Genomic DNA, 19,104 nt, shown 5'->3' with positions numbered 1-19,104 from the left:
GGAACATTATTCAATGTGACTATAGCTGTGATCCAACGGCCGCAATAGACGCTCTCCTCCCGCGACTCGGTTATTAACGGGCTGGGCTGCAGGTCCGATGTTCTGTCAACTCAATCGGACTCTCACGTGTTTTGGTCGAAATGCTGGTCGAGTTCCGGTCCGCAATTTTTTACGGCAATCTTGGCCAAGTCAGCCCCCCGCAGTGCCCTTCCTCGCGGTGCTACCGTCGCAAGAGGAGTTGCGCTAATGTTAAAGTTGAACCAACCGTCTCAAACAAAGTCCCGGTCATGCACCTCACCTCGCTTCTGATCTTTGCCGGCGCCCTGCTTGTCGCTGCCGGCTCGCCCGGCCCGTCGATTGCGGCGCTCGTGGCGCGGGTCATCGCAAAAGGCTTTCGCGACGTGTTCCCGTTCCTGCTCGCCATGTGGATCGGCGAGGGCATCTGGCTGTCGCTGGCGGTGTTCGGGCTGGCGGTGGTGGCGCAGACCTTCCACTTCGCCTTCGTCGTCGTGAAGTGGGTCGGCGTTCTCTACCTCGCCTACCTTGCCTGGAAGATGTGGACGGCCCCTGTCGAGGCGCGCGAGGGCGAGATGCCACGCGAAGATTCGGCCGTCAAACTGTTTTTCGCCGGCATGGCGGTGACGCTCGGCAATCCCAAGATCATGATGTTCTACCTGGCGCTGTTGCCGACCATCATCGACCTCGCCTCGGTCAGCCTCGTCGGCTGGATCGAGCTGACGGCGACCATGGCGGTGGTCCTCATCGCCATCGATCTCGCCTGGGTGCTGGCCGCATCGCAGGCGCGAAAACTGCTGCGGAGCAAACGCGCGATGAAGATCGCCAACCGGATCAGCGCCGGCACCATGGCCGGCGCCGCGGCGGCGATCGCGGCGCGGTCCTGAGCGGCGTCACATCATTTCGACGATCGGTGCGATCTCGACGCTGAAACCCGGATCGGTCAGGATCGGGCAATCCTTGGCCTTGGCGACGGCATCGTCGATGTCTTTGGCTTCGATGATCGTATAGCCGGCGGTCGGATTGCTGCCGCCATTGTTCTCGACCTTGCCGCCCGGCAGCACGGTCTTCGACATGCCGACCGGATTGCCACCGTCGACAATGGCCGAGCCGAGCTTGGCGTACCAGCCGGTCCAGGCATCCATCGCTGCTTTTCGCTCGGCCTCGTCGGTCGGCATCTTGCCCGAGCCATGATAGACGTAGAGAAATTTCGCCATGTTCTCCTCCCTGATCAGCGGCATCGAACCGGCACGCGGTCATGCCGCATGCCGATCATCGGGCCAAACCGGCCAACAAGCAACGAGAATGCGAAACAGCTAATATAAGGCGCGGCTGGTTCGCAACCGCGATGCCTCACTGCGCCATTGAGCGGGAGGCATCGTTTGGTCGTGCCTGTTTTATGCATGTCGTTATCGCAAAACCGCTGCACACTTTTGCGAGACATGCATTAATTGGGCAGCACGCCGGCAGTCGGCGCCGTTGCACTCTTCGGCGCCTGCGGTCCGCCCGGATAGAAATTTGCGGCCGGATTGTCCTGCATGAAGTCATAGGCGACCATGCCGAGCGGGCGCCTTGGCCGCTCCGCCGCCGGCTGATGCCAGGGGATCACCTTGCGGAGCGCCGCGAGCGCGGCCGTCGGCGCCTCGCCGAACTTTCGCTCCGGCTTTTGCGCCTTGCGCAGCTCCATCCAGTAGCTCGCCGTCAACAGGTCCTGCGCCACCAGATGAAACGACACGTCGACGGCCTCGCGAGCACGCGTCGTCTTGATGCGGGTCTGCGCCTCCAGATCCTCGACTGTGGCGACGATTGCCTGTCCGGCCGGGGTCACCGGCGTGCCGCGGTCGGCAAGGTCCTGCCACAGATCGGTCGGCAGGTAACCGTCGAAGGTCGGGATGTCCTTGCGCTGGTCGGCGCTCAGCACATCGGCGGGCTTGATCACCGTGAAGAAGGGATTGCGAAAGCGCTCGATACGCTGGGCCACGGCGACGCCCAGATTGGTCAAGGCAAGCGTGAAGGCCTCGACCTGGTTGGCCATCGGATATGGATCCCAATTGGCGTTGGAGAAGATATAGCCGGACTTGCCGTTACTCAGCTTCCCGCCCTTGATGTAATATTGCATGAATTGCGGCGTGCTCAGCTCCGGCGAACTTTGCGGCGTCAGCCCGGGCAGGACGGCCGGATTGTGATCCGACGAATTGATCGACAAAAGCACGGAATCGCGCAGATCGGCCCAGGCCTGCCAGGCCGAGCCCTGGCGTTGGCTGGAGGCGCGCATGCTTTCGGGATCCTGGATGATGCGGGCCGGGTCTTCGTCGAAGAGATAGCTGCCCTTGATCATGTCCATGATGCGGGCCGCATCCCAGGTCAGCCATGGATACGGCCGCATCGCTTGCACTGGTGCCGAGATCGGCGTGACGCTGGAGTTCATGCCATTGAGGCCCATGGCATAGCTCAGATCGGTCCATTCCAGCAACTTTCGCGCATCCTCGACCAGCAGCGCCGCCTGTGCCTGCGCATAGGCGTTGGTGCTGATCAGTGCCGCCTGATCGGCGGCGAAGGGTTCGAGCGGCTTCAGCCCGGCCTCGGCCAGCGCCTGCGCCGCCGGCATGCGGACACCGCGAAAATAGGCCTCGCCTTCGCCCACCATGGCGGCGCCGATATTGCCCAGCGTCGCAAGGTCGCCTTCGCCCAGCGTGCCGCGTGATTGCACGACCGGTGTCACGCGCTTGTTCAGCATGTCGACGAGGGCGCGAGTCAGTTGCGGGCTTGCCGCTTCGTAGGACATGGTGTTGGCGCGGATCGCCATGATCGCGCGCACCAGCGCTTCCTCCTGTAGTTCCGGTCCGTAGCCGCGTGTCACGCCGCCCTTGAAGCGGGCCAGCTGCTGGTCCTTGAGAAGCTTGGTGTTTTCCGGCGTCGTCGGGTCGCCGGAGAAGATAACGGTCTCGCGCTGGTCGCCGGCGCCGCGGTTGAACCAGTAAATGGTGACACCTTCGGCCGCGCCCTCCAGCAGCAGGCCATAGGCATCCGCCGAACGCTGCAGCGCCTCGGGACTGAGCTCGACCTTGGCGCCGTTGCGGGCGATGTCGATGACCTGGTCGATGGTCAAGTCATGGCCGGTCAGTGTTATCGTCTTGGCGGCGGCAGCTTCGGCGATCGGCTGGTAGGTGGTGGTCGCCTCGAAGGCGAGGGCGGGGGCTGCGAAGAGCGCCACCGTCACGGTCAGGGCGCAGAGAGGGATTTTGGCAATTCGTTCCAGCATAAGGGGCTCCCATTGTCGAAGCAGGGCTTCGGGTCACGAGTTTCACCCCCTGGAAATTTTGTTTCCTGGAAAACTAGCTGTCAGCGTCCGCCTGTCAAACGATTGTTGCCCCAGGACCGATAGTGGAGCCAATCTGGCCCTATCGCGCCATGGCGTGGTATTCGTCGTTCGGCCGCATGTCGATCGCCGCCGCCAGCCGGTTCGACATGTTGAAGAAGGCGGCGGTCGAGGCGATGTCCCAGATGTCGCGATCGGAAAAGCCGGCCTCGCGAAGTGTCGCCCGATCGGCCTCGACGATCCTGGCCGGCTCCTCGGTCAGCTTGACCGAGAATTCGAGCATGGCCTTTTGCCTCGGGGAAAGATCGGCGGCGCGGAAATTCATCACCATCATCTCGCCGAAGGCCGGATCGCCGGAGAGCTGGCGCACCGCCGCGCCATGGGCGACCAGGCAATAGTAACAGTGGTTGACGCAGGAGACGGCGACCGCGATCATCTCGCGCTCCAGCTTCGACAGGCCGGAGTCCCCCAGCATCAAATCATTGTACATGTCGGTGAAGGCGCGCAGCTTTTTCTCGTCGAAGGCGTAGGCTTTGAGCACATTCGGAACGAGGCCGAGCTTCTCCTCGCATTTGGTGAAATAGGCCTTGGTCGCTTCGCTCAATTCCGCCTGCTCGAGGTCAAGTGACGTAATCCTGCCTGTCATGGACACGCTCCTCATCATTCATCCGTGATTTGCGCCGATTTCCGACATTTCGTCGCAAGCCGTCAAACCTTTGTCGCCAAATACCGGTCATCTGCTACCATAGTTGCAAAAGCATGTGACGGGAGGGACTTCGCATCATGGCCAGCGTGAAAGCCGCAAGCCAGCCGAAAAGGACAGCTACGGTGAGGGGAGGCGCGGTAAAGGCGAGCGAACGACAAGGCAGTCTAGGGGACTATCTCTTGGCCCGCGCGCCTGCCGAAGACGTCGCCGCCTACGGCGCCGCCGACCTCGAACGCGCCGCCGATCTCGCCAGGCGCGCCGTCGCCAAACATAAGAAAGGCGATTGCGTTGTCGCCATCGACGTCGATTCCGGCGTCGTGCGCCAAGGCCGGCCGATGACGATCATCACCGTCGTCAATGACAACATGCCATTCCTGTTCGATTCCATCCTCGGTGAGATCACCGACAGCGCCGGCGAACCGCTGCTGGTTACTCATCCGGTCATCGTCGTCAGGCACGGTAAGGGCGGCGTCGAGGAAATCCTCGGCGATGGCGGTTTCGCCAAGGGTGATCCCAGCCATGACCGACTGAGCGTCATCCACGTCCATATCGGCCGCCTTCCGGTCGAGCAGGCCGAGGCTTTGGCCGGGCGATTGAAGAAGCTTCTGGGCCAGGTGCGCGCCGCGGTCACCGACTGGAAGCCGATGCTGGCGCGGCTCGACCAGGCGATCCACGAATTCCGCTATGCGCCGGTGCCGCTCGACAAGGCCAGCGTCACCGAGGCGATCGCCTTCCTCGAATGGCTGCGCGACGACAATTTCACCTTCCTCGGCATGCGCGAGTTCAAATACACCGGTGGCGAAAAGAGCGGCACGCTGGAACGCTCGGAGAAGCCCGGCCTCGGCATCCTGTCCGATCCGGACGTGCTGGTGCTCAGGCGCGGCACCGAAGCGGTGACGACGACGCCGGAAATCCGTGCCTTCCTGCACGGGCCAGAACCGCTGATCGTCACCAAGGCCAACGCCAAGTCGGCGGTGCATCGCCGCATCTATCTCGACTATATCGGCATCAAGACCTACACCGCCAAGGGCGCGCTTGCGGGCGAATTGCGCATCGTCGGCCTGTTCACCTCGACTGCCTACACGCGTTCGGTGATGAAGATTCCCTATCTCAGGTCGAAGGCCGAGACCATCATCGCCAAGTCCGGTTTCAATCCCGGCGACCATTCCGGCAAGGCGCTTACCAATGTGCTGGAAAGCTATCCGCGCGACGAATTGTTCCAGGTTCCCGTGCCAGTCCTTCGCAAGCATGCCGAAGCCATATTGGGGCTGGTTGAGCGGCCGCGCGTCAGGGCGCTGGTGCGCGCCGACCAGTTCGACCGTTTCGTCTCCATCCTCGTCTTCGTGCCGCGCGACCGCTACGACAGCGTGGTGCGCGAGAAGATCGGGGCCTACCTGAAGACGGCGTTCGAAGGCCGGCTGTCGGCCTACTATCCAGCCTTCCCCGAAGGCGGTCTGGCGCGCGTCCACTTTATCATCGGCCGTTCCGGCGGCAAGACGCCGAAGATCGAGCAGGCCACCATCGAGGCGGCAATCCGCGACATCGTGCGCACCTGGGATGACGCGCTGCGTGAAGCAGCCGCTGAGACCGGCGCCGAGGCGGCGCTCACAGCCATCGCCTCGCGTTTCTCGGAAAGCTACCGCGACAGTTTCCCGCCGGCGGTGGCGCTGGCCGACGCCAGGCGGATCGCCGGGATCGATGCCGGCAATCCGATCGCCATCGATTATTACCGCCATGCCGACCAGAAGCCACATCAGGCCGCGCTCAAGATCTATCACCACGGCGAGCCGGTGGCGCTGTCCCGGCGGGTGCCGGTGCTGGAAAACATCGGCTTCCGCGTCATCAGCGAGCGCACCTTCGAGGTCGGCGACGATCGCTCGGGCATGATCAATAGTGATCAGCCCGGCATGGTCTTCATCCACGACATGGAGCTTGAAAACAGCTACGGTAAGCCGATCGACCTCAGCGACAGCGGTGCATTGTTCGAGGACGCGTTCCTGTCGGTGTGGCGCGGCGACATCGACAATGACGGCTATAACGGGCTTGCCCAGACCGCCGGCCTGTGGTCGGGCGAAGTCACCATCCTGCGCGCCTATGGCCGCTATCTGCAGCAGGCGGGCATCCCGCAGAGCCAGGATTTCATCGCGGCAGCACTCAACCGCTATCCCGACATCGCGCGCGGCCTGCATGCGCTGTTCGTCGCCCGTCTTGGGCCGATGGCCGAGGGCGAAGGCGCGGTGGCGGCCAAACATCTCAAGGCCAAGATCAAGGATGCGCTGGAAGAGGTGCCCAACATCGATGACGACACTATCATCCGCCGCTATCTCAATCTGATCGAAGCCTCGCTGCGCACCAATCATTTCGTTGCCGATACGAAGGCGAAAGGCCAGTCGCTGGCGATCAAGCTCGACTCGCAGGCGGTCGACGGCCTGCCGGCGCCGCGGCCGTGGCGCGAGATCTTCGTCTACGGTTCCGAGGTCGAGGGCGTGCATCTGCGCTTCGGTCCGGTTGCGCGCGGCGGCTTGCGCTGGTCGGACCGCGCCCAGGACTACCGCACCGAGGTGCTCGGCCTGGTCAAGGCGCAGCAGGTCAAGAACGCGGTGATCGTGCCGGTCGGCGCCAAGGGCGGTTTCTATCCGAAGAAACTGCCAATGAGCGCCGGCCGCGACGCCATCTTCGAAGCCGGCACCTCGGCCTACAAGAACTTTGTATCGAGCCTGTTGTCGATCACCGACAATATCGGCCTGGACGGCGTCATCCCGCCGGCCGGCGTGGTCAGGCGCGACCAGGACGATCCCTATTTCGTCGTCGCCGCCGACAAGGGCACGGCGACCTTCTCCGATACCGCCAATGCGATCAGCGAAAAGCATGGCTTCTGGCTCGACGACGCCTTTGCCAGCGGCGGCTCGGCCGGCTACGACCACAAGAAAATGGGCATCACTGCCAAGGGCGCATGGGAAGCGGTGAAGCGGCATTTCCGCGAGATGAACCGCGACATCCAGACCTCGCCCTTCACCGTCGTCGGCGTCGGCGACATGTCGGGCGACGTGTTCGGCAACGGCATGCTCCTATCACCACAGACAAGGCTGATCGCCGCCTTCGACCATCGCGACATCTTCATCGATCCCGATCCTGACATGGCGGCCTCGATGGCCGAGCGCAAACGCATGTTCGATCTGCCGCGTTCGAGCTGGCAGGACTACGACAAGACCAAGCTGTCGGAAGGCGGCGTCATCGTCTCGCGCAGCCAGAAATCGATCACGCTGCCGCCGGCCGCGGCCGCCGCGATCGGTCTTGCCAAGACGACCGCCTCCCCGGTCGAGATCATGAGCGCCATCCTCAAGGCGCCGGTCGACCTTCTGTGGTTCGGCGGCATCGGCACGTATCTGCGGGCATCGACCGAAACCAACGCGGATGCCGGCGACCGCGCCAACGACGCCATTCGGGTGACCGCGCTCGACGTGCGCGCCAAGGTCATCGGCGAGGGCGCCAATCTCGGCGTGACGCAGCGCGCCCGCATCGAGTTCGGGCTGGCTGGCGGCCGCTGCAATTCGGACGCCATCGACAATTCGGGCGGCGTCAACTGCTCCGACGTCGAGGTCAACATCAAGATCGCGCTGGCCTCGGCCATGCGCAAGGGCGCGCTGACGCGGCCTGTGCGCAACAAATTGCTGGCCGAGATGACCGATGAGGTCGGCTCGCTCGTGCTGTCCAACAACTACCAGCAGACTTTGGCCCTGTCGGTCGCCCGCAAGCGTGGCCTGGCCGACATTGCGCATCAGAGCCGCTTCATGACGGCGCTGGAAGCGCGCGGGCTGCTCGATCGCGCCGTCGAGACGCTGCCGTCTCCCGCGGCCCTTGCCGAGCGCGAGGCGCGCGGCGAACCGCTGACCAGGGCCGAGCTCGGCGTGCTGCTCGCCTATGCCAAGATCGTTCTGTTCTCCGACATCGTCGCCAGCGACGTGCCCGACGATCCGCATTTCGACAGCGACCTGATGGGCTATTTCCCCGATCGCATGGCCAAGAAATATGCGGCCGAGATCCACGACCATCGCCTGCGCCGCGAGATCATCGCCCGTGTCGTGGCCAACGATCTGGTCAATCGCGGCGGCCCCTCCTTCGTCAACCGGCTGCAGGAAGCAACCGGACGCACGGCGGCCGACGTGGTGCGGACCTTCGCGGTTGTCCGCGACGGTTTTGCGCTGCCGGCGCTCTACAGGGAGATCGACGCGCTCGACAACCAGATCGACGGCCAGGCGCAGCTCGACCTCTACCAGTCCATTAGCCGGCTTATCTATGTGACCAGCGGCTGGTACCTGAAGAACGATGCCGGCATTGCACCGCTCGGTCAGCGGATCGCCGAGTTGCAGGAGGCGCGCAAGGCGCTCGAACCGAAGCTCATTTCGCTGCTGCCCGCCTATTCGCGCGAACGGATCGAGGAGCGGCGGCACAGTCTGTTCAAGGGCGGCGCGCCGGAAAGCCTGGCCGTACAATTGGCACAGAGCGATGTCGGGGAACTCATCCCCGACATCGCTCTGGCGTCACGGATGGCGAATGCCGACATCGTTGCCACCGCGAAGGCGTTTTTCGCGGTCAGCGATGCCTTCCGCATCCCGCGCGTCGAGGACGCGGCGCGCTCGATCTCGCCGTCCGACTATTACGATCAATTGGCGCTTTCGCGCGCCACCGACACGATCGGCGCGGCCAGGCGCGGCATCGCGGTGGCCGCGCTCACCGGCCATGCCAAGGCGGCGGACCCGGTCGCGGCATGGCTGGAGGCCGGGGGCGAGCGGGTGGCGCGCATCCGCGAGCGGCTGCAGGCGCTGACCGAAGGCGGCGAGATCACGGTGTCCAGGCTGTCGGTGGCGTCAGGGCTGATGAGCGACCTGGCGGGGATGTAGACTGGGCTTGGGTTCCTCGCCCCCCGCCAGAGCGGGGGAGAGGTGGCCGCGAAGCGGTCGGAGAGGGGGTTTCGTAGAGCGGAGCCCCTTCTTGAACGATCAACTCAAGCTTGGGATGGCGCATTTCCCCCTCTCCGTCTCGGCTTCGCCGAGCCACCTCTCCCCCCCACTCCGTGGGGGCGAGGAATGCAGGGCAATGAGCGGCGGCACTATGCTTGTTCATTTGCGTCGCAGTTCGAAAACATGCAGACATGGCGCCGCCGACAAAACGAAGGCGAGCGGAGGGGACATGGCCGAGGTAGCAGTGCAGCGGACGTCGAGGCGCGGCATCTGGGGCTGGATGCTGTTCGACTGGGCGGCGCAGCCGTTCTTCACGGTCATCACCACCTTCATATTCGGGCCCTATTTCGTCTCGCGCATGGCGAGCGACCCGGAGACGGGCCAGGCGGCCTGGGGCTACGGCATCGCCGCTGCGGGATTGGTCATCGCCGTGCTGTCGCCCATCCTCGGCTCGATCGCCGACCAGACCGGGCCGCGCAAGCCATGGATAGCATTCTTCGCCTCGATCAAGATCATCAGTCTTTGCCTGCTATGGTTCGCCGCGCCCGGCTCGAACCTTTTCCTGGTCGTGATGTTCTTTTCGCTCGCCTCTGTGGCGGCGGAATTCTCCACGGTCTTCAACGACTCGATGATGCCGCGGCTGGTGCCGAAGAGCGAGATCGGCCATGTCTCAAACGTGGCCTGGGGCCTTGGCTATCTCGGCGGGATGATCGCGCTGATCTTCGTCGTCACCTGTTTGGCGGGCTCGCCGGAAACCGGCAAGACGATCATCGGCATTGACCCGCTCTTCGGCCTCGATCCGAAACTCGGCGAGGATGCGAGGGCCACCGGACCGCTGTCGGCCGGCTGGTATTTCCTGTTCATCCTGCCAATGTTCTTCTTCACGCCCGATGCCATCAAAGGCCTTCCGATCGGGCCGGCGGTGCGCGAAGGATTGTCGGAATTGAAGTCGACGCTGGCCGAGGTGCGGCAGCGCAGTGGCATCTTCCGCTTTCTCATTGCCCGCATGATCTATCAGGACGGCGTCAATGCCCTGCTGGCGCTGGGCGGCACATTTGCGGCAGCGATGTTCCACTGGTCGATCACCGAGATCGGCATGTTCGGCATCATCCTCAATGTCGTCGCCATCGTCGGTTGTCTGGTTGCCGCGCGCCTCGACACGGCGCTCGGCTCCAAGATCATCGTGATGATCTCGCTCGTCCTGCTCAGCATCGCCACGATCGGTATCGTCTCAACCGGCCCAGGCTATACGCTGTTCGGTGCCTGGATCATGCCCGAAACGGATAGCGGCGGCTTGTTCGGCACAGCGGCGGAAAAAGCCTATATCTTCTACGGCCTGCTGATCGGCCTGGCCTTTGGCCCGGTGCAGGCATCGTCGCGCTCCTACATGGCGCGCAGCGTCACCGCCGCGGAGTCGGGCCGCTATTTCGGCATCTACGCGCTGGCCGGGCGGGCGACCAGTTTCGCCGCGCCTTTCATGGTGGCAACGATCACCTTGGCCAGCGGCTCGGCAAGGCTCGGCATGGCGGCCATCGTGTTGTTCCTCGGCGTCGGCATAGCGATCCTGATCAAGACGCCATACCCGGCGGACCGGCTGGCGGAATAACTCCGTTTCCGAGCGAAGCTCGGTCGGATGAGGGGTGTTCCAGGGAACGCCAACGTCCCATTCCTTCCAACACCCCTCATCCGTCTCGGCGCTGCGCGCCGATCCACCTTCTCCCACAAGGGGAGAAGGAAAAGGGGGCGCTCAGTGCCGGAAGTGCCTCACGCCGGTAAAGACCATGGCGATGCCGTGCTCGTCGGCGGCGGCGATGACGTCGTCGTCGCGCATCGAGCCGCCGGGCTGGATGACGGCGGTGGCGCCGGCTTCGATCGCCGACAAGAGCCCGTCGGCGAAGGGGAAGAAGGCATCGGAGGCGACGACCGAGCCCTTGGTCAGCGGCTCGGAGAGACCAGCGGCCTCGGCGGCATCGAGCGCCTTGCGCGCGGCGATGCGCGAGGAATCGACGCGGCTCATCTGGCCGGCGCCGATGCCGACCGTGGCGCTATCCCTGGCATAGACGATGGCGTTCGACTTGACGTGCTTGGCGATGCGGAAGGCGAATTTCAGATCGGCCATCTCGGGCGGCGTCGGTGCGCGCTTCGTCACGACCTTCAGTTCCAGGTCGTCGACCACCGCGTTGTCGCGGCCCTGGACGAGCAATCCGCCGGAAACGGATCTGACGGTGGTGCCGGCGGCGCGCGGATCGGGCAGGCCGCCGGTGACCAGCAGGCGCAGGTTCTTCTTGGCGGCGACGATCTGAACCGCCTCCTCCGAGGCGCCCGGCGCGATGATGACTTCGGTGAAGGTCTTGACGATCTCCTCGGCGGCCTCGGCATCGAGCAGGCGGTTCATCGCAACGATGCCGCCGAAGGCCGAGACGGGATCGCAGGCCAGCGCCTTGGCATAGGCCGCCTTCAGTGAAGCGCCTTCGGCGACGCCACAGGGGTTGGCATGCTTGATGATGGCGACAGCGGCCGAGCGGGCCGGGTCGAACTCGCCGACCAGCTCGAAGGCGGCGTCAGTGTCGTTGATATTGTTGTAGGAAAGCTGCTTGCCCTGAAGCTGGCGGGCCGTGGCGACGCCTGGCCGCTTGTCGCCGTCGACATAGAAGCCGGCGCCCTGATGCGGGTTCTCGCCATAACGCATGATTTGGTCCAGCCTGCCGCCGAAGGCGCGCCAGGTCGGATGCTCGATCTCGAGCGCTTCGGCGAACCAGCCGGAGATCGCCGCATCATAGGTGGCGGTGCGGGCGAATGCCTTGGCCGCCAGCTTCTTGCGGAAATCCAGCGACAGCGCGCCGAAATTCATCTCCAGCGCATTGAGCACCGAGGCATAATCGCCAGGATCGGTAACGATGGCGACATAGGCGTGGTTCTTGGCCGAGGCACGGATCATCGCCGGGCCGCCTATGTCGATGTTCTCGACGATCGAGGCGTAGCCGGCGCCGGAGCGGCGGACCTCCTCGAAGGGGTAGAGATTGGAGACGACGAGATCGATCGGCTCGATGTTGTGATCGTGCATGGCTTTGGCGTGGTCCGGGTCGTCGCGCACACCGAGCAGCGCGCCGTGCACCGAAGGGTGCAGCGTCTTGACACGGCCGTCCATGATCTCGGGAAAGCCTGTCAACTCGGACACGTCGCGCACAGCCATGCCGGCTTCGGCGATCGCCTTTGCCGTGCCGCCGGTGGAGACCAGCTCGACGCCGGCCGCGGCCAATGCCCTGGCGAAATCGATGAGGCCGGTCTTGTCGAAAACGGAGAGCAGCGCGCGACGCACGGGAACGAGGTCGGGCGCGGGAATGTTCTTGGCGGCGACGGCCATGGGGTGGCGGCCTTTCGATTTGGAAAGTGTCCGCGCGCCGTAGCACATGACATCAGGAAATCAAGGTGGAAGCTCAATCAAGCCGGACGCTTCATCACCGGCAGACACAGTCAGCTTTTCTGGGGATAGCCGGCGATCACGGTCCGCGTCAGTTGCCAGTGGACTTCCGATATCTCCGAGGCCTTGAAGGCCAGCACGATCTGCCGGCTGCGGCGCGGTCCGCCAAGGCCGGCGAAATAGATCGATTCCTCGACGTCGGGCGCAACTTCGGTACAGGTGAAAACCCAGGTATCGGCCTGGTCGGCGGCCAGCACCAGGCGGTCATGCTCATCCTGGAGCAGGTTTATGTCGGGATGTATGTGGAAGCGCACGGTGACGAAATCGCGGCCATTGTTGCGGATGGCAGCATTGCCCGGCCGCTGGAACCGGTCCCTGCCGGCGAGCACATTGCCGTCGGTGGTCAACTTCAGCTCGCGCTCATGCAAAAAGCCGAAGCGCGCGACATAACCGTCATGGCGGGCCAGAAAACCCTGGCTGCCTGGGTGGTCGGTGCGTTTGCAGGGCACATTCTGCGGGCCGCCAATCAGCGGCGTGCCAAGCAGGTCGTTGACGCGCAGCGAATGACTGAATCGCGCCGACGAAGTGTCGTTGATTGTGGCGGTCGAGTGGGCGGCCGTGGCGCGGGCAAGCGGCCGGAATTCGGCGGCGCCATAGGTGTCGACGCCGGCATTGACGATATAGTGCTGGCGGCCGGAGGACAGTTCGAAAGCAAGGCAGCCGGCGTGCGCGGCGTTGGAAACATCGACGGGCGGCGGCGGGCCGGTATCGGCAATGACCGTCACGCCGCCCATGGAGAGGCGCTCATAGCCCGAATGCGGTGCGTGCAGTAGCGGCGCGCCGGCGGTGTCGTCGTGGCGCAGGATGGTGGCGATACGATCGTGGATGGTCGCGCCCATGCCGTTGAAGCGGGCGAGACTGCCATCCTGGTGGCGAAAGAAACGCAGCGCCGGCAGCATGCGGTCGATCGCCCCCATCAGGGCCGCCGGCGGCGTCTCCGCTTGGTTGGCATAGGTCTGGCGCAGCGGCAGAAGGTCGGCAAGCAGCTCGAGAACGGTCATCGGATTGCGGGAGATATGACCACCATCGGGCAGGATCTGGCGATCGAGCTCCTCGGCGAGGTTGCGCGTCGCGTTGCGCAGTCCCGATGCGGGCGCCGGCAACGACAGAGCGGCAAAGGCGAGCGCTATACGGGCGCGCAGTCTGTCCTTGCCGTCCGGCATCTCGCGCGCCATCGCCCTGAGGTAGCGGATCTGGACGGCGAGCGATTTCAGGAAGGCGCGGTAGAAGGGAAATTCAGCGCCTTGCAGCACCACCGAGGAATGCTGCAGCCAGGCAATGACGCGCTTGGCCGTCGTGCCTGGATCCCAGCCGACGCCGGAAATCTGGCCGCCATGCATGGCGATCCAGTCGGAAACCAGCGCGCGGGCATTGGCCGCGGCGAGTTCGGAGCCGGCAGCGCGCATGTGGCGCAGCCAGCGAAAGCCATGCAGCGTCTTTTGCCAGCCGGGATTGGGCACCGCGATCTGGAACGGCGACTTGCCGCCGGTCTCCACCATATGCCCTGACAGCGGATAGCGGCCATAGTAGATCTCAAGCGCGATCTGTGGGTCGGCGAGGCGCAGGTCGGGTGGAGCAATCAGGACGCGTTCCGGCGTGCGGCCGGAATAGCGCCAGCGATAGACAGGCCCGGCACGCAGGCGCCGGCGCGCCTTGCGCCAGAACTCCCTCGCGACAAGCGTCCATAGACGCGTCGTGCTGCCGGCAGCGAGTGCCAAAACCCCTCCTCAACGCCCTCAACCCGAAGACAAGCTTATGTGATTCAAGAACTTATGCGAAGGCGAATTCCACGGAAGTCCTGGAGTTCAACCCGCTTTCCGCATGGTTCTCCCCAAAAAACTCGACAAATTTTCTGGGCCCAAGTCTTTAAAGAGCCCTGCGCATGCGGGCGGCGAAGAAGCCGTCCAGACCGGAAACCTCTGGGGATTCGAGCTCCATGTCGGCGGGCGTCGTGCGCAGCGTGCCTTGCGGCGTCAGGAACGCATCGATGCTCGCGACTTCGCCTGGGCGCAGCGGATCGTCGACGATATCAGCCGTTCCGGCGAGGAAGGCGCGGTGAAGCGCCTCGCCTTCGAGCGGGTCGAGCGAACAGTTGGAAAAGACGATGCGCCCACCCGGCCTGACCAGGGTCACAGTGCGGGCAAGCAGCCTTGCCTGCAGGGCGGCAAGCTTTTCAACGTCGGCCGGTGTCTTGGTCCAGGGTACGTCGGGATGCCGCCGCACCGTGCCGGTCGAGGAGCAGGGCGCGTCGAGCAGAACAGCATCGAACAATTCGTTCGGCTGATAAGCGAGCAGATCGGCCTGGACGATCTCTGCGGCGAGGCCGAGGCGCTCAAGATTCTGCGCCAGCCGGGCCAGCCGGTTCTTCGACGTGTCGACGGCGGTGACCTGCGCGCCGGCAAGGATGAGCTGGGCCGTCTTGCCGCCGGGCGCGGCGCAGAGATCGGCGACGCGAAGCCCCCTGACATCGCCGAACAGCCTCGCCGGTAGGCTGGCCGCGGCATCCTGCACCCACCAGGCGCCCTCGGTGAAGCCGGGCAGTTCGGTGACGGATGCGCTAAGTTTTTGGACGCGCACAGTACCGGTCGGCAGCACGATGCCGCCGAGTTTTTCAGCCCACAGCGCGGGGTCGGACTTGACCGAGAAATCGACCGGCGCCTCGACGCGGTGGGCAGCGAGGATCTGCCTGGCCTTGTCGACGCCGTAGGTCGCCTTCAGCCGGTCGGAAAACCATCTTGGTGCTTCGTCGGTGGCGGCAAGGGCGGCGGGTAACTCTGTCTCCTTGGCACGCGCCAGCGTGCGCAGCACGCCGTTGACGAGGCCGGCAAAGCGCAGCGTGCGTGGGTCGGACTTGGCATGGGTCACGGCAAGATCGACGGCGGCGCTGTCAGGAATGTCGAGGAACAGGATCTGCGCCGCCGCCACATGCAATATGTGCGACAGGGCGGTGGCGTTGGGCGGCAGCGGCTTTTCCAGGCGGCGCGAGAGCAGCCCCGTGATGGTCATGCGATAACGAAGTGCCGTGACCAGTATGGCGCGCACCAGCGCCCGATCGCGCAAGTCGAGCGCCTTGTATTGCGGGTGGCCATTCTCATGGTCGGTCAGCCCGTCAAGCGGCGTCCTGGCATCGATGACGGCGGCCAGCAGACGCGCTGCCGCCTTGCGGGCAGCAAGGCCGGCGACAAATTCGCCACCGGAATTTTGCTGATGATCACTTGCAATTGCGCGTCTAGATCCTTTGTCCGCCACGCTTAAGACCACCGGCCTTTAGGCCCGGTCGGATTGCGTCCCCACGGATTGGTTTTCGGCTTGGCCGGCTCTGCGGGCTGCTCGGGCCGCGCGACCTGATCCCAAGGGCCTGACGGCTGTTCTTCGTCCGCCTGCCGTGGCGAGGGGGCCTGGCGCGGGGAGGTCTGGGTTTCGCTGCCACCCATCTCGCGCGCCATCGCCTGCAAGGCGGCGATGCGGTTTTCGGTGCTCGGATGGGTGGAAAACAGACTGTCCATGCGCTCGCCGGAAAGTGGGTTGATGATGAAGAGATGGGCCATGGCCGGGTTGCGCTCGGCATCCGGATTGGGAATGCGTTGGGCGCCGCGGGCGACCTTGTCAAGGGCTGAAGCCAGCCAGAGCGGGTTCCCGACAATTTCGGCGCCGCGCCGGTCGGCCTCGTATTCGCGCGTGCGGCTCACCGCCATCTGCACGATCATAGCGGCGAGAGGAGCGACAAGCATCGCCACCAGCACGCCGACAAAGCCGAAGGGATTGTTGTTGTCGCGGTTGCCGCCGAAGAAGAAGGCGAAATTGCCGAGCATCGAGATCGCGCCGGCAAGCGTGGCGACGATGGTCATGGTCAGCGTGTCGCGGTGCTGCACATGGGCGAGCTCGTGCGCCATCACCGCTGACACCTCCTCGTGCGAAAGCCGCTGGAGCAGGCCGGTCGAGGCGGCCACCGCGGCATTTTCAGGATTTCGGCCGGTGGCGAAGGCGTTGGGTTGCGGATTATCGATCAGATAGGTCTTCGGCATCGGCAGGCCGGCCTCTTTGGCGAGCGCCTGCACGATGGAATAGTATTCGGGCGCATTCTTCTCGTCGACCTCGACGGCGTGGTTCATCGACAGCACCATCTTGTCGGCGTTCCAATAGCTGAACAAGTTCATGCCGGCGGCGATCAGCAGTGCGATCATCATGCCGCCGGAGCCGCCGATCAGAAAGCCGACGCCCATGAAGAGTGCGGTCATGGCGGCCAGAAGCATGGCAGTGCGAAAGGTGTTCATCGTCTGCTCCGTTTCTGCCCGCGCTGCGGAAAGGGGGTCGATCGTTGTAGGCTCATCGCTATATGATGGGAAACAGCTGCCACTGTTTCAATCCACCGGGATTATCGCATGATCGACCAACCCAGTAAAACTGATGCCGGCTCCCCCGACGAGGCGCCACAAAAGACGCTGACGCCGGCCGCCAGGCGCGCGCTCGCCGAAGCGCAAGCGCGGCGCGAAAATTATCGTGCTAAGGAAGCCGCGCTGCCGAAGGAGATCGGTGGCCGCGGCGGCAAGGAACCCGGCCGCTATGGCGATTGGGAAGTCAAAGGCCTGACCAGCGACTTTTAGCCCAAGAATCGCCAGTCAGCGAAGCTCAACAGGCCTCGACGGCACGCTCCGGCCTGAGAGCGATCCAGCCACTCTCGTCGACCGCGATGCTGACCGTGTCGTAACTGATGATCGCCGTATGTCGCGTTTCCAGCGCATGCTGATGCGTGGCGTTGATCACCATGACCGCAGCTCCGGCGGCCTCGGCTGCCATAATGCCTGCCGGCGCATCCTCGAAAACAAGGCAGTCGCGTGCATCGACACCGAGCCGTTCCGCGCCGAGCCGGAAGCAGTCGGGCGCTGGCTTGCCGAAGGTAACATCCTCCGCCGCGACGAGGACAGAGGGGACTGGGATGCCAGCAGCCTTCATGCGCAGCAGCGCCAACTCGCGAGGCGCCGAGGTGACGATCGCCCAGCGCTCGGGCGGCAATGACCCCAGAAACGCCACGGCGCCGGCGATCGGATGAATACCATCCAGATCGGCCGCCTCGGCTTTCAAAAGTGCATCGGCTTCGCGGATCGGATCGACACCTGGAAGCGCCAGCCGGCCGATGGTCTCGATCGCCCGCACGCCGTGGATCGTCGGCAGGAATTTCGCAACGTCGAGACCTTGCCGGTGCGCCCACTGCGCCCAGACCCTTTCTGCCGCGGCAATCGAATTGATCACCGTGCCATCCATATCGAACAGGAAGGCTGCGAACTTTCTGCCTGCGAACATCTGAGATCCTGGGTGTTTCAGGAGGGGTAAAAGGAGTTGTTTGACCGTAGCGTGAACGTCTTGCCATGGGAAGGTTAGGGGTGGCTTTTCGATCAATGGCTGGGAACCACGGCCTTCCTTTCGCGTTGAAAAGTTGACTTCCAGAACGACCGCAGGGGGCAATCGCCATGCTGATCCGGCTCGGCTATGAAATCGCTATCGACTGTGTTGCCGCCACGCCGGTCATTTCACTGCTCGATATCCACCGGGATCGCCAGCCCGACATCAAGCGGCAGACGCGCGTGCTGACGTCGCCTTCTGTGCCCACCACGGTCTATCATGATCTCCATGGCAATGCCTGCCGCCGCTTTACCGCGCCGGCCGGTGGCTTCCGCATCCTCTACGATGCGGTTGTCGAAGACAGCGGCGAGCCGGACGAGGTCAACACACTGGCCAGGGAATTGCCGGTGGCGGAATTGCCCGACGATGTCCTCGGCTACCTGCTCGGCAGCCGCTATTGCGAGACCGACCATCTCAGCAATCTCGCCTGGCAGCATTTCGGTCATCTGCCCTCCGGCTGGGCGCGGGTGCAGGCGATCGTCGATTACGTCCACAACCGTCTGTCCTTCGGCTATGGCTACGCGCGTTCGACCCGCACGGCGGCGCAGGCGCATGAGGAGCGGGTCGGCGTCTGCCGCGACTTCGCCCATCTGGCGATCACGCTCTGCCGCTGCATGAACATTCCCGCCCGCTATGTGAACGGCTATCTCGGCGACATCGGCGTGCCGGTCGACCCGGCGCCGATGGATTTTTCGGCCTGGATGGAAGTGTTCCTGGACGGCAAATGGTACACGTTCGACCCTCGCCACAATGTGCCGAGGATCGGTCGCGTGGTTATCGCCCGCGGCCGCGATGCGACAGACGTGCCGCTGCTGCACAGTTTCGGCTCGCATCGGCTCAGCCTGTTCAAGGTCTGGACCTATGAGCAGGAAAGCAACCTGTTCAATCCTCCCCATCATGGCATCGACAGGACCGTCAGCGCGCAGATGTTGGCATAAGCATGCGGGCGCTGCCGGCGCCGTTGCGAAGGCCTCCCGGGTCGGGTGCACCTGATCCGCTTCGGCACAGCATCTCTGTGCCGGATAGGGACCGAGTTTCCGGACGGCGCGGTGGCGAGCGGATCATGGTAAGCGCTTCGTAAACGAAACGGCCACTGGGCCTTCCCGTTTACCGATTGTTTACCATGCCGCGTTTTGAAATATAGCAGAAACAATGGCTTGCCGCGAGCAACCGGCGTTCCGCGCCATGGCCAGGTCATCCGGCCGGGATCCTGCAACTGCGC

General features: G+C 64.2%; 13 protein-coding genes. 5 read left to right on the top strand and 8 right to left on the bottom strand.

The window, feature by feature from the left end; genetic code table 11:
* The first annotated feature begins 287 nt into the window (after positions 1 to 287).
* Positions 288 to 902, top strand: a complete 615-nt coding sequence (locus tag C9427_RS22985) for a LysE family translocator (RefSeq protein WP_107651378.1) — start codon at positions 288 to 290, stop codon at positions 900 to 902.
* Positions 903 to 908: 6 nt separating this feature from the next.
* Here the strand turns inward: C9427_RS22985 and C9427_RS22980 are convergent, their stop codons facing one another.
* The 3 genes from C9427_RS22980 to C9427_RS22970 all read right to left on the bottom strand — a co-directional run bounded on the left by C9427_RS22980 (position 909) and on the right by C9427_RS22970 (position 3,980).
* Positions 909 to 1,232 (bottom strand): YciI family protein, encoded by a 324-nt coding sequence (locus tag C9427_RS22980; RefSeq protein ID WP_107651409.1) that lies wholly within the window; start codon positions 1,230 to 1,232, stop codon positions 909 to 911.
* Positions 1,233 to 1,462: 230 nt separating this feature from the next.
* Positions 1,463 to 3,277: an aromatic amino acid ammonia-lyase gene (locus C9427_RS22975; protein ID WP_107651377.1), complete on the bottom strand. Its 1,815-nt coding sequence runs from the start codon at positions 3,275 to 3,277 to the stop codon at positions 1,463 to 1,465.
* Between the two features lie 139 nt (positions 3,278 to 3,416).
* Positions 3,417 to 3,980, bottom strand: coding sequence for a peroxidase-related enzyme (locus C9427_RS22970; RefSeq protein WP_107651408.1), 564 nt, complete (start codon positions 3,978 to 3,980; stop codon positions 3,417 to 3,419).
* A 137-nt stretch (positions 3,981 to 4,117) separates the two neighbouring features.
* Here C9427_RS22970 and C9427_RS22965 point away from each other — a divergent pair, with 137 nt between their 5' ends.
* The gene (locus tag C9427_RS22965) at positions 4,118 to 8,941 is read left to right on the top strand and encodes an NAD-glutamate dehydrogenase (protein WP_107651376.1); all 4,824 of its coding nucleotides are present in this window, start codon (positions 4,118 to 4,120) and stop codon (positions 8,939 to 8,941) included.
* A gap of 289 nt (positions 8,942 to 9,230) precedes the next feature.
* The gene (locus tag C9427_RS22960; protein WP_107651407.1) at positions 9,231 to 10,607 is read left to right on the top strand and encodes an MFS transporter; all 1,377 of its coding nucleotides are present in this window, start codon (positions 9,231 to 9,233) and stop codon (positions 10,605 to 10,607) included.
* A 141-nt stretch (positions 10,608 to 10,748) separates the two neighbouring features.
* Here the strand turns inward: C9427_RS22960 and purH are convergent, their stop codons facing one another.
* From purH to htpX, 4 genes are all read right to left on the bottom strand, one after another.
* Positions 10,749 to 12,365, bottom strand: coding sequence for a bifunctional phosphoribosylaminoimidazolecarboxamide formyltransferase/IMP cyclohydrolase (gene purH, locus C9427_RS22955; protein ID WP_107651406.1), 1,617 nt, complete (start codon positions 12,363 to 12,365; stop codon positions 10,749 to 10,751).
* 110 nt (positions 12,366 to 12,475) lie between these two features.
* Positions 12,476 to 14,200, bottom strand: a complete 1,725-nt coding sequence (locus C9427_RS22950) for a heparinase II/III family protein (RefSeq protein WP_107651375.1) — start codon at positions 14,198 to 14,200, stop codon at positions 12,476 to 12,478.
* 148 nt (positions 14,201 to 14,348) lie between these two features.
* The gene (locus C9427_RS22945) at positions 14,349 to 15,731 is read right to left on the bottom strand and encodes an RsmB/NOP family class I SAM-dependent RNA methyltransferase (RefSeq protein ID WP_245437150.1); all 1,383 of its coding nucleotides are present in this window, start codon (positions 15,729 to 15,731) and stop codon (positions 14,349 to 14,351) included.
* Between the two features lie 2 nt (positions 15,732 to 15,733).
* Complete coding sequence (htpX, locus tag C9427_RS22940; protein WP_107651373.1) at positions 15,734 to 16,756, bottom strand: zinc metalloprotease HtpX; 1,023 nt, start codon at positions 16,754 to 16,756, stop codon at positions 15,734 to 15,736.
* Between the two features lie 108 nt (positions 16,757 to 16,864).
* On the opposite strand from htpX, the gene C9427_RS22935 reads away from it, so the two are divergent.
* Positions 16,865 to 17,086, top strand: a complete 222-nt coding sequence (locus C9427_RS22935; protein WP_107651372.1) for a DUF1674 domain-containing protein — start codon at positions 16,865 to 16,867, stop codon at positions 17,084 to 17,086.
* A gap of 25 nt (positions 17,087 to 17,111) precedes the next feature.
* On the opposite strand, the gene C9427_RS22930 is transcribed toward C9427_RS22935, so the two are convergent.
* Positions 17,112 to 17,783: an HAD-IA family hydrolase gene (locus tag C9427_RS22930; RefSeq protein WP_107651371.1), complete on the bottom strand. Its 672-nt coding sequence runs from the start codon at positions 17,781 to 17,783 to the stop codon at positions 17,112 to 17,114.
* A gap of 167 nt (positions 17,784 to 17,950) precedes the next feature.
* Between C9427_RS22930 and C9427_RS22925 the strand changes: the two genes are divergently transcribed.
* Entirely contained in the window at positions 17,951 to 18,820 is an 870-nt protein-coding gene (locus tag C9427_RS22925) for a transglutaminase-like domain-containing protein (RefSeq protein ID WP_107651370.1), read from the top strand.
* Positions 18,821 to 19,104 lie beyond the last annotated feature (284 nt).

The organism is Mesorhizobium helmanticense, from assembly GCF_003034915.1.
Taxonomy (GTDB): Bacteria; Pseudomonadota; Alphaproteobacteria; order Rhizobiales; family Rhizobiaceae; genus Mesorhizobium; species Mesorhizobium helmanticense.
This window is presented reverse-complemented; position numbering and strand designations above follow the sequence as displayed.